Raw genomic sequence first — 11,728 nt, forward strand, 5'->3', positions numbered from 1 at the left:
ATATGGCAATCAATTGAGTAATTTTTAACCTAGATATAAGATTTACTAATAACACAGCAGTAGCAGGTGGCCGCTTATGCAAGAGAACTCAGCACTACGGGCATTTGTCGCCGTAGCACGTACGGGTAGCGTTTCACGAGCGGCTGACCAGCTATGTATTACTCAGCCCGCAGTAAGCCTAAAGTTGAAGCAGCTTCAGCAGCATTTGGGTCTAACTCTGTTCACCCGTCGCCCACAGGGGTTAACGCTAACCGCCGATGGCTATGCCTTATTGCCCGCCGCAGAAAATGCCCTTGCCAGTGCGCTTGCCTTTGAACAAAGCGCCAGAGCTTTACATAGCACCCTGCGAGGAAAGCTGAAAATCGGCACGATTGTAGACCCTGAATTTATTCGCCTAGGTAAATTTCTCAGCCGCTTAATGGCTCGCGCGCCCCATCTTGAAACCGAGCTGCATCACAGTATGAGCGGTAGCGTGTTAGCAAAGGTGGAGCAGGGTGAATTAGACGTAGGCTTTTATCTCGCCATGCCAGGCGAAGGAACTGACAACTCAGCACTGGCTTGGCGTGAGTTGACTCATTTTCACTATCACATCGTCGCCCCGGCTGGCTGGGAAGCCAAGCTAGCAGACACCCGCTGGGAAGTACTGGCTGCCCTACCTTGGATCGTTACACCAACGGATTCCGTACACCACCGACTACTTAAATACGCGTTAGCAGCAAGTGGAGCCAAGCCCAATCGGGTCGCTCAGGTAGACCAAGAAGTATGTATGCTAGATCTAGTCCGCGCCGGTGTCGGGCTTAGCCTAGCGCGGGATGCGTTGGCAATGACCGAACGACAGGAAAGCGGCTTGACGATAGCGGATAGTATTCGCCTGCCCTGTGCACTCAGCTTGATCTGGCGTAAAGAGCGTGCCACAGAACCCACCGTAAAAGCGGCACTCGACACGTTGGATACGGTTTGGCAAAATCGTTTAAATTAGACAGATTATGTACAATAAAATCTAGCGCGTATAAAAAACTAGGAACCTACGTTAATAAATTGGATCACTATTCAGTCAGCTAATTAGCCATGTTCCTAGAAAGTCCTAACTAGAAAGCCTTAAACTGGAGCGCCCTAAATGTCTCGTCTAATGCCATTTTCCAAACCGTTTCGCCCGCTTTTGCACGTGCCTGCTTTTTGCATGGTGGTAGCGGTAGGTTTAACAAGCACCTCATTACACGCTCAATCCAATGCGTCGGCCACCTTTGCTGGCGGCTGCTTTTGGTGCATGGAACCGCCCTATGATAAGCAGCCAGGCGTCAGCGCCACCATTTCTGGCTATATGGGTGGCGAGCTTGAAAACCCTACGTATGAACAGATTTCTCGCGGTGGAACTGGTCACGTGGAGGTGGTGCAAATTGCCTATGACGATAGCCAAATCAGCTATGAACAGCTGCTGGAGATTTTCTGGCGAAATATCGACCCCTTCGCCGTAGACCGTCAGTTTTGTGACAGCGGCGACCAGTACCGTTCAGCCATTTTTTACCATAATGATGAACAACGAGAGCTAGCAGAAGCCTCTAAAGCTGACATGGAAGCACGCTTTGACCAAACTATCGCGACTGAGATAGCTCCTGCCAGCGAGTTTTGGGAAGCTGAAGAGTATCACCAGGATTATTATGAAAAAAATCCACTACGCTACCGGTTTTATCGCCTGAGCTGTGGTCGTGATGATCGTCTGGAAGAAGTATGGGGTGAAGAAGCAGGCGGCCCAACATTTCAGTAGCACACTATCAGCATGCACATCTAACGGAACGTTTTTTGTCCGAGACTGCCCTATGGTTACGCTTTAGTTAAGTCGCTAACCATTGAATTAGGCAAAGCGTTATTTTTCTACTAAAGTGGAGAGTCAGTATTAATAGACCAGTCGACTAAAGACTGGTTTATGCCTTAACGCCCCGTTGATCAAAAGATAGGAGATCTTATGAGCAACAGCATCACAACCGTCAATCCAACCACCGGCGAAACGCTTGAAACTTATGCGCTGATGGATGCCAGCCAAGCCAAGCAGATTGTCGAGGCAAGCCATGAAGCGTTTCTTGACTGGCGGCTTAAACCTCTTGACCATCGTGCCAAAGTGGTTAAAGCCATTGGCGAGGCGCTTAACGCCCATAAAGATGAGCTTGCCGAGCTAATGGTAAAAGAGATGGGCAAGCTGCCTAGCCAAGCCCGTCAGGAAGTTGACCTTTGCGTGGGCATCTGTGATTACACTGCAGCGCATGGCCCTACTACATTAGCCGACGAAGAGCGCAACCCCAGCAACGGCGAGCGTGGCATTGTTACTTACTCTCCCATGGGTGTTATCTATGGCATACAACCGTGGAACTTCCCCGCTTATCAGGTAGTTCGTTACTCCATCGCCAACATTATGGCGGGTAATAGCGTGTTGCTGAAACATGCTGAAAATGTCACTGGCAGCGGCCTACTGCTCGAAAAAATTTACCGTGAGGCAGGCCTGCCGGAAAATGTTTTCCGCACGATTGTTATTTCTCATGATGTATCTGATGAGGTGATTGCACACAAAGCAGTGCGTGGCGTTACTTTAACGGGTAGTGACGGTGCTGGTCGTAAAGTGGCGGCAAAAGCTGCCGAGCACTTGAAAAAAACGGTATTGGAACTGGGCTCAAACGACGCTTATCTAGTGCTGGATGACGCGGATATGGACGTGGCGATCAAGACTTGCGTTCAAGGACGCGTATACAATGGCGGGCAGACTTGCGTTGCAGCCAAGCGTTTTGTAGTCACAGAAAAGAATTACGAAACATTTAAAGAACGTTACGTCGCACGTATGCAGTCGTTGAAAGCGGGTGACCCCACTAACGAAGATAGCGATCTTGGTCCCATGGCCCGTGTCGATCTGCGCGATACTCTTCATGAGCAAGTGGAAGAGAGTGTTCGCAAAGGTGCAAAAATCCTATGCGGTGGTGAAAAGCTATCCGGCAAAGGAGCATTTTATCCGGTAACCGTGCTGGATAACGTGACACCCGGCCAGCCCGCCTATGATGACGAGCTATTTGGGCCAGTCGCAGCGCTGATTCGCGCTAAAGACGATGAAGACGCCATGCGTATTGCCAACGACAGCCGTTATGGCCTCGGCGGCGGCATCATCTCTAAAGATGTGAAGCGCGCTACCGAGCTTGCCAGCAAGTACTTTGATACCGGCATGGTATTTATCAACGGCTTTGGCGTTGCTACCCCAGAAATGCCGTTTGGCGGCGTCAAAGATTCTGGTTATGGGCGTGAGCATGGTGGTTTCGGCATGCTGGAGTTTGTTAATGTGAAGTCGGTCATTGTCGTTAAAGAGTGATGATCGTAAAAGAGCGATGACCATTAGCGACTAAGCCGATAAACGCTCAAAATCATTAGCCGTAAAAAGAGCGCGCCGCTAGCTTTTCAACAAGCTAGCGGCGCTTTTTTTGTTACTGGTATTTTTACGAGCTTAAGTGTTGTTCAGAGGTTCGGCGCTGCCATAATTTCAGTATTAGTGCCATCACTACCCACGTCACTAATGCGGCAATAACATCGTCTAACACAATGCCAAAGCCACCCTGCACATACTCTGCCAAATGAATTGGTGGCGGCTTCAGCGAATCAAAGAAACGATAAACAACGAATGCCAGCGCCATCACCAACGGATGTCGTGCTGCCTGTAGCCCAATCACTACTAGCGGGAACGCCAAGTACTCATCAGCAACAATGCTGCCATGATCTAGTCCTGCATAGTGCCACGCAGCAACATGGCAAACCGGCACAGCAAGTACCAGCAGAACAGCCATGATAGCGCCCTGCTGCACCAACGGTCGGCTTAACAACCACCATGCTAACGGAATGCCCAGCAGCGAACCAACCGTACCCGGCGCAATCGGCGCTAGCCCCAGCCCAAAGCCGGTGGCTAGCCAAAAATTAATGGTATCCAGCATTAACCTGCCTGCTGCGCCTGGCGTTCAAGCTCGGCGGCCATATCAGGCGAGAGATTTAGCGCACTTGCCAATTGATCCAACCAAGCGCGCTCCATGGGATTTTGCTCATCCGTCACCGCGACGCTAATCAAGTACATCTCGCGGGCAGCTTGAGGGGAGTCAGCTTCCCGGGCAAGTGCCTGGGCATCCAGTGGGGCGTTGAGCTGCTGCTCGACCCAGCGGTGCATCTCCTGATCGGCACCTAACGCGTCGATCTGCTCTGTGATGAGCGCCTGTTCTTGTTCATCAATATGGCCGTCGGCTCTCGCCGCCATAATCATTGCTTGCAACAGTTCGAGACTACGCCGCTCTTGATACTCACCGCTAAGCGCCTCTACTCGCTCACCTTCGGATGCGGCGTTTTGAGCAGCGTTTGACGGATTAGCACCATTTTTTCCTTCCTGGGAGCTTTGCCATGCTTTCCAGGCCAGCATGCCCACCCCAGCAATCGCGCCGTACTTGAGCGCTTTGCCGCCCATGCTACGGCCACGCTTAGAGCCAACGAGCAGCCCCATTGCGCCACCACCTAATAGGCTCTTCATATCAAAACCGCTAGAGCCGCCCCCTTGCCGCGAGCCTTGGTTTGCGCTACTGCTGCCACCGCCTAGCTGGCGCGACAGCCCATCAATAACGCCTTTAACATCGATACCGTTTCCGCTGTTTCCACTACTGTTTCCACTACTGTTTCCACTACTTCTGCTACCGCTGGCCTGCTTCATCAACTGTTGTAAAATCTTGCTTGCGTTCATCCTTGCACTCCTAAGTGGATAGTATCTCTAGGGCTCGCTAGACAATTAACTTCCGTTATAAAACATGCTGTATGAACGCAGCATGAATTAACGCCACCCCAGGCATTTAAAGAAGCGCGCCCTTTACTTCCACCGAGCTGCCAAGTCGGCTGGCACGCACTTCAACACGGACAGACATTTGCTCTTTGAGTTCGCTGACATGCGAGATGATCCCAATCATTCGCCCGCCCATTTGTAACTCACTGAGCATGGCGATCGCTTGGTCTAATGCATCCTGATCCAGGCTGCCAAAGCCTTCATCAATAAATAGCGTATCCAACTGAATACCGCCGGCGTAGGCCTGCACCACATCAGAAAGCCCCAGCGCCAACGCCAACGCCGCCATAAACGACTCGCCGCCGGAAAGCGTCGCTACTGAACGGCTCTTTCCAGTGTAAGTGTCGGCCACGTCTAGCTCCAATCCTGACGCTTTATTGCCCTTAGATGGGTCTTCACGGCGCACCAACTGGTAGCGCCCGCGGCTCATACGCACCAGCCGTTCAGACGCCTGAATCAGTACGTCGTCTAGTAGTACTCCCAGCACAAAACGCTGCAAGCTAATGCGGTTACCGGTGCGCCCGTTAGCCACCTCGCTTAACGTACCCCATACTCGGTATTGGGCTTCAAGCTCGGCCTGGGCCGTGTGGGCAGCAGTGAGTTTTTGGCCAATACCCTGCAAGGTCTTTAACCGCCCATCCAGCGACCGCCATGCCTCTAGCTGAGTATTCTCCTCTGCTTGAGCAGCTTTTGTTTGAGCGGTGAGTGCAGTAATATCCGGCAGCTTTTTTTCAGCCAGCTGGGCGTGGTAATTATGTAGCGCGCCGTCAAGCTCAGCCAAACGGCGCTGATACTCCTCTACTTGGCGAGCCAGATCTTGGCGTTGGTTATCTTCTAGCTGAGCCGCCTGAAAAGCAGCTTCGCTTTCAAATGAACTGGCCTGTAGCGCTATTTGCCACTCAGCCTGGGCCTGTTCAAGCGCTTGCTGGCTCCGCGTTACCTGATAGTTGGCACCGCGCAGCTGCTCTTCTGCCCGAGCTTGCTGGGTTTGGGTCTCTGCAAGCGCTTGCTGTGCGCTTTCCCAGTTTTTTTCAAATTCACTAATCTGGTTGTCCAGCTCAATAAGCGTTTGGCGCATGACTAAGGGGTTACGCACATCTTCTGGCAGTGATTGACGTAACTGATCGCACTGGCTATCTAGCCGTAACGCCTCCTCTTTGGCCTTTTCAACCTGAGGTCGCTGGGCTTTGAGCTGTTTGTCTAACGCGCTCCAATCCCGGCGACGCTCGTCACGAGCAGCGTTTTGCCGGTTAATCTCACCCTGCACATGCCTGTGACGCCCGACCTGGCGGCGTAATTGTTCGCAGGCCTGTTGCAGCTCAACTTGTGGTTGGCTGGCCCAAGCGCCTAGCTGGTGGCTAAGGCGCTGCGTCTGCTCAGCGTTGTAGCTAAGCTGCTGTGCTAACTGGTGTACCTGACGCTCGGCGGTTTGTAATGCGTGGCGGGCCCGTTCCTCAGCTGAGCGCGCTGTTTCCACCTGATCTTGGGTAACAATATCAGCATGTTTAACCGCCGGGGCCGGGTGCTCAAGGCTGCCGCACACCGGGCAAGGTGCCTCCTCTTCAAGAGTGAGCGCTAACAGTGCAGCTTGCCCTTGGTGCCAGCGCATCTCTTGCTCAGTGGTGTGGCGTTTGGCCTGCTCCGCTTCCCTTTGCCGACCTTTAAGCGCCTGTGTTGCCTGCTGTTGTTGAGCGTCGAGTTCACGCCCCTGCCGAATCAGCTCATCCAACTCCTGTCTCTGAGTTAATAAGCTCTCATGGCGACTCAGCTCTACAGGGGCGCTGGCTAACTGCTGAAACTCGTTCTGTAACTCCTCAAGAGCAGCGCCTAGCGCTTCGCCTTGTCGGCGAATACCGTCTAACTGTGCTTCGTCACGCTTTAGTGCCTCATCAGTGTGTTGCCAAGCGACCTGGGCTGTTTTCCAGCGCGCTTCCAGCTCACTCAGTTGTTGGCCTTTGTGGATAAACTCGCCCAACTGACGATGGCGCTCACGCAACGCGGGAAGTTCGGTTTGACGCTGGCGCGCCGTCTCAAATGCATGCTGGGCTTGTTCAGTACTGATACGCTGGGCAGCAAGCGCGGAATCGGCCTGTCGCTGCTGTTCTTGAGTGGCAGTGAATGCCTGCTGCGCTTGGACTAACGCAGTGCTGTAAGGCCTCAGCGCTTGGGCGTGGTCACTTTGGGTCAATCGGCTCTGAAAGGCGGTTATTTGCGCTTGCTGTTCAAGGTGGCGCGCTTTCTCCGCGGCGAGGCTGTCACGGATTTCAAATTGGCGCTGAAGTGCTTGGCCTTCGCCTAGCATCTGTTCAGCGCAGCGGCGCTGCTGCTGAGCGGTTTCAAAACGCTGACGCGCTTGCTCTACTTGCGGGGTTAGCGCCGCTAACTCTTGCGCTAATGCCGCTTCGCTTTCCAGCTCACCACCGGCCAAAATGCCACTGATATGCTGGCGGTGATCATTCACCGCTCGCTCAATTTGATTCGCTTGGGTACGCAGGCGCTCTTCAATACGCTGAAAAATCTGGGTTTGAAACAACTGAGAAAAAATTTTCTCGCGGTCTTTCGATTCTGCTAGCAGTAGTTCACGAAACTTCCCTTGGGGGAGCACCATCACTTGGCGAAATTGATTCGCATCCAGACCTATTAAGGCGTGCAGCTGGCTGTTGGCATCGGTAACCTTACGCGCCACCAAGCACTCATCCTCTTCACCTTCTGGGGTCAGCCGCCACAGCTGGGCTTCAGCACTTTGTGTGGTAGTCCCTTCGCCAGTGGCCTTGGGGCGCTCCTGCTGGGGAACTCGGCGCACCCGGTAAGCACTATCACGCAGGCGAAAATCCAAGCTGACCTCGGTCAACAAAGTATCGGCGGCCTGGTCGCAGCGCATTTGCCCGGCATCGCGGTCATTACCGGTGGTTTGACCGTAAAGCGCAAAACAGATGGCATCTAGTATCGAGCTTTTGCCTGCGCCCGTAGGGCCATTAATCAGAAACAGCGGGCTGTTGCCCAACGCAGTAAAATCGATCGTTTCACTGCCTGCAAAGGGGCCAAACGCCTGCATGGTGAGCGTTAACGGCGTCATGGCTGGCTCTCCTGCTCACGGCTTAGGGTGGTGATGAGTTCACGCATGGCGCTGGCCTGCTCATCACTCATGTTGCCCCCGCTGGTTTGGGTAAAGAAATCGCTAAACATATCCAGCGCGCTAAACTGCAGCCGTTCGCGATCTAACTGCTGACGCCCACGCGCTGCCAACATGCCGGGCTTTTCTAAATGCAGCACGTTGGGGTAGACCTCGCGCAGCTTGCCCATGGGGTCAAGTATCGCGTGGCGGTCGGTCAGCCGCACTAACAAATAATCATCGACGTGGGTATCGGTTTTGCCTTGTGCTAGCAGCTCAGCCAGCTCGCCTTCCAGCACGCGTACCTCTCGGCGCGGGGTCAGCGGGCGGTGTTCGATCTGGCTCACGCCCTCGGAACCAATATCCACCAGCGTGACGCCTTTGCGCTGGTTAGCCTCTGAGAAGCTGTATTTAAGTAGCGAGCCGCTGTAGCGAATATGCTCACCGCCGCGATACTGCGGCCCATGAAGGTGGCCTAAAGCAACATAGTCAAACGACTGCATAGGTTCCCAGGCAACACTTTCCGCGCCTCCCAAGGTTAGCGGGCGCTCTGAATCGCTGGCACTGCCGCCATCCACAAAGCAGTGGCTCATCAGCACCGTAGGTCGACTCGCTTGGCGCTGGGTGTTGATACGCTCGACTAAGTAACGGTGAGCGCTGTCAAAATCACGAACATCCACCGAAAATTGACTGCGCACATACTCTGGATCAGCGTAGGGAATACCGAACACATCCACCTCCGCCCCATTAATCGACAGCGACACAGGGCGGTCGCAGGCGGATAGATCAGACAAAATATGCAACCCTGCTTGGCGCAGGTGGCGCGCGCCGAAGCCAAGGCGCTCAGCACCGTCGTGGTTGCCAGAGATCATAATCACCGGCAAACGGCGCTTTTCACACAACTCGCCAAGCATCTCATCTAATAGCGTGACAGCGGCGGCTGGCGGCACCGAACGGTCATAAATATCACCGGCAATCAGCACCGCGTCCACCGCATCGCGGTCGACAATCTCCAGCAGCTGGTTCAAGACATGGCGCTGGTCTTCCAACAGCGAGAGGTTGTGAAACAGCCGCCCCAGGTGCCAATCGGCGGTATGAAGTAGTCGCATGGCAGGCTCAATGCAAAAAAATATTCCCCATCATAGCAATCTGCATTCCAAACTGCCCGTCACCCAGCACAAAAAGCCCCGCACATGGCGGGGCTGGAGCAGCAGTAGTCGCTGGCAGTTAGTTGCGGAATGCGTCCGGATAGGTGGTTAAATCAATTCCCCACACGAGGGGTAACAAGAAATAAACCGACGCGACGATTAGCAGCAGCGCGAAAATATTTAACCAGAAACCGTTGCGTACCATTTCAATAATTTTGATTTTTCCAGTCGCAAAAATAATCGCGTTGGGGGGCGTGCCCACCGGCAGCATGAAGGCGCAGTTGGCTGCCATTGCCGCCGGCACCATCAGCACGAATGGATGAATATCCAATGCCAGCGCCAGCGACGCTAGCACCGGCAGAATCATCGTGGCCGTTGCTGTATTGGAGGTGATTTCAGTTAAAAACAGCACCATTCCTGCGGCTAACAGAATCACCAGCAAGAAGTTAACGCCTTCCAGCACACTCATTTGACCACCGATCCATGCGGCCAAGCCCGAAGATCCAAAACCAGCAGCAATTGCTAGGCCACCACCAAATAGCAGCAGAATGCCCCAAGGCACATCTTTCGCAATATCCCACCCCAGCAGGCAGCCGCCTTTATTAGGCGAGGGAATTAAGAACAGTGCAATTGCCGCTGCAACGGCAATCATTGTGTCGTTAATGCCGGGAATATTCAGGAGCTGGCCTTGCCATAAAAATGAGCGGGTAATCCAGAAAAACGCCGCTAACAGGAAAACCCCCAACACGGCTTTCTCTTCGAAGGTGATTTTACCCAGCGCTTCCTTTTCTTTGGCAATAAGCGCTTTGCCGCCTGGAAGATTGCTGAACTTAATCGGGTAAATGATGCGTGTCAGCATCAGCCAGCCAATCAACAGCAGTGCTAACACTACGGGGAAAGCAAACATCATCCAGCTAGCAAAGGTAATTTCAAACCCAAACAACTCATTCACAACCGCAGCTAAAATGATATTAGGAGGCGTTCCAATCAGAGTACCCAACCCCCCGATAGTGCCACCATAACCAACACCGAAAATAAGTGCCTTGCTGAATTTATCAATTTCTTCGCTATGATCACCCTCACTTTTGTTTAGCTCTTGGGTCACTTGATACACAATCGCGGTGCCGATGGGCAACATCATCATGACCGAGGCCGTATTGGAAACCCACATCGACAGAAAGCCAGTGGCTGCCATAAAGCCGAACACAATGCTGTTAATACTGGTGCCTAGCAGCGAAATAATCGTGAGTGCAATGCGCTTATGCAGATCCCACTTCTCCATCGCCAAGGCGATCATAAAACCACCAAGGAAAAGGAAAATAATAGGATTACCGTAAGCCGCCGTTACCGCACTACTTTCAAGGGCCCCGGTAATTGGTAGCAGTACAATCGGCAATAGCGACGTTACCGGAATAGGAATAGCTTCAGTAATCCACCAAACCGCCACCCACAAGGTGGTCGCAAGCACCATACGGCCTTCTACGCTTAGGTCTGCCGGGTGGAAAAACAGCAGTACAAACGCAAACAACATTGGCCCCAGCACCAGGCCAACCTTTTGAGGTTTTGTATAAGCAGGTGGCGTTGGCGGCTTATCGCCGGTTCCTTGCTGCTCGCCTGAAGTGTTGGAAGCTGAGCGCCCCGCGCCAGGCGCTGGCAACGCGCACATCAGTAAATTTTTAACTTGTTCATGGGAGTGCCAGAGCATCTCCCAGAGTGTCATCGTGGCAGTTCTGCGCATTCTCTAAGTACCGCTCGCAGTCAGGTGGTCAAAAGGGCTTTTTACACAGTAAAACCCGATGGCGTATTTAAAATAGCCTAGCTGGCTTTTTCGGTGCACTTTATTCACTGCAGCCAAGGATTAGTCCAGTAAATTGGCAAAAAATACAACCAAAGTCTAACCACTTTAGTCGCAATTATTAGCTCATTCTTACATGACATTCCAGCCCCATCACGGTAGGTTTGAGACGCTTTCCAAGGAGGTACTAACGTGCTCGACCGTTTTACTATGCCGCTTACCCATCGACCGCTTGCCACTATGGCTCGGCATCTCAACAACAGGCAGATTACCCCTGACCAAGTTACCTTAACGGCCTTTTTAGTGGGAATGAGCGCGCTACCGCTATTAGCCTTTGAATATTATGTTTTGGCACTGATAGCGATTTTAGTTAACCGCCTAGGTGATGGACTAGATGGCGCACTTGCCCGGCTAAGCGGCCAACAAAGTGATGCGGGCGGGTTTATTGATATCGGGTTAGACTTTGTCTTTTATGCTGCAGTAGTGCTGGGATTCGCGCTGGCTAACCCTGCGCAAAATGCGCTGGCAGCAGCGTTACTGCTATTCGCCTTTATCGGTACAGGAACATCGTTTTTAGCCTTTGCGATTGCGGCGAAAGCACGCAATGTCGAACGGCCAAATTTTCCACAAAAAGCGTTTTACTATTTAGAAGGGTTGACCGAAGGCACAGAAACCGTTGTTGCGTTAGTACTTTTCTGCTTGTTTCCTCAGTATTTTCCATGGCTAGCGGGTCTATTTGCAGCCGCTTGTCTGATCACAACGATTACGCGGCTATGGGGAGGCTATTGGACCTTACGCTAGCACTTAAGATCACCCTATAACGGTTACGC

Annotated in this window: 9 protein-coding genes; 4 read left to right on the plus strand and 5 right to left on the minus strand. The window is 52.7% G+C overall.

All coding sequences use genetic code 11. The features are described 5' to 3' along the window. The first annotated feature begins 76 nt into the window (after positions 1-76). The 3 genes from CR46_RS0113125 (at position 77) to CR46_RS0113135 (ending at position 3,346) form a co-directional block, all read left to right on the plus strand. Positions 77-979: a LysR family transcriptional regulator gene (locus CR46_RS0113125; protein ID WP_030073624.1), complete on the plus strand. Its 903-nt coding sequence runs from the start codon at positions 77-79 to the stop codon at positions 977-979. A 201-nt stretch (positions 980-1,180) separates the two neighbouring features. Then, complete coding sequence (gene msrA, locus CR46_RS0113130; RefSeq protein WP_198023736.1) at positions 1,181-1,765, plus strand: peptide-methionine (S)-S-oxide reductase MsrA; 585 nt, start codon at positions 1,181-1,183, stop codon at positions 1,763-1,765. Between the two features lie 198 nt (positions 1,766-1,963). Then, entirely contained in the window at positions 1,964-3,346 is a 1,383-nt protein-coding gene (locus tag CR46_RS0113135) for an NAD-dependent succinate-semialdehyde dehydrogenase (RefSeq protein WP_030073626.1), read from the plus strand. 124 nt (positions 3,347-3,470) lie between these two features. On the opposite strand, the gene CR46_RS0113140 is transcribed toward CR46_RS0113135, so the two are convergent. The 5 genes from CR46_RS0113140 to CR46_RS0113160 all read right to left on the minus strand — a co-directional run bounded on the left by CR46_RS0113140 (position 3,471) and on the right by CR46_RS0113160 (position 10,823). Next, positions 3,471-3,959 carry a phosphatidylglycerophosphatase A family protein gene (locus CR46_RS0113140; protein ID WP_030073627.1) on the minus strand — a complete coding sequence of 163 codons (489 nt, stop codon included), beginning with the start codon at positions 3,957-3,959 and terminating at the stop codon, positions 3,471-3,473. Beyond that, positions 3,959-4,747 carry a tellurite resistance TerB family protein gene (locus CR46_RS0113145; protein ID WP_030073628.1) on the minus strand — a complete coding sequence of 263 codons (789 nt, stop codon included), beginning with the start codon at positions 4,745-4,747 and terminating at the stop codon, positions 3,959-3,961. The genes CR46_RS0113140 and CR46_RS0113145 overlap by 1 nt, the downstream gene beginning before the upstream one ends. 106 nt (positions 4,748-4,853) lie before the next feature. Then, on the minus strand, positions 4,854-7,919 hold the full coding sequence (locus tag CR46_RS0113150; RefSeq protein WP_030073630.1) for an AAA family ATPase: 3,066 nt from the start codon (positions 7,917-7,919) through the stop codon (positions 4,854-4,856). Further along, positions 7,916-9,064, minus strand: coding sequence for an exonuclease SbcCD subunit D (locus CR46_RS0113155; RefSeq protein ID WP_030073632.1), 1,149 nt, complete (start codon positions 9,062-9,064; stop codon positions 7,916-7,918). The genes CR46_RS0113150 and CR46_RS0113155 overlap by 4 nt, the downstream gene beginning before the upstream one ends. 118 nt (positions 9,065-9,182) lie before the next feature. After that, positions 9,183-10,823, minus strand: coding sequence for a DASS family sodium-coupled anion symporter (locus CR46_RS0113160; RefSeq protein ID WP_035536728.1), 1,641 nt, complete (start codon positions 10,821-10,823; stop codon positions 9,183-9,185). A 267-nt stretch (positions 10,824-11,090) separates the two neighbouring features. Here CR46_RS0113160 and CR46_RS0113165 point away from each other — a divergent pair, with 267 nt between their 5' ends. Continuing rightward, positions 11,091-11,699, plus strand: a complete 609-nt coding sequence (locus CR46_RS0113165; RefSeq protein ID WP_030073636.1) for a CDP-alcohol phosphatidyltransferase family protein — start codon at positions 11,091-11,093, stop codon at positions 11,697-11,699. Positions 11,700-11,728 lie beyond the last annotated feature (29 nt).

It is taken from the genome of Vreelandella neptunia (assembly GCF_000712975.1).
Taxonomy (GTDB): Bacteria; Pseudomonadota; Gammaproteobacteria; order Pseudomonadales; family Halomonadaceae; genus Vreelandella; species Vreelandella qaidamensis.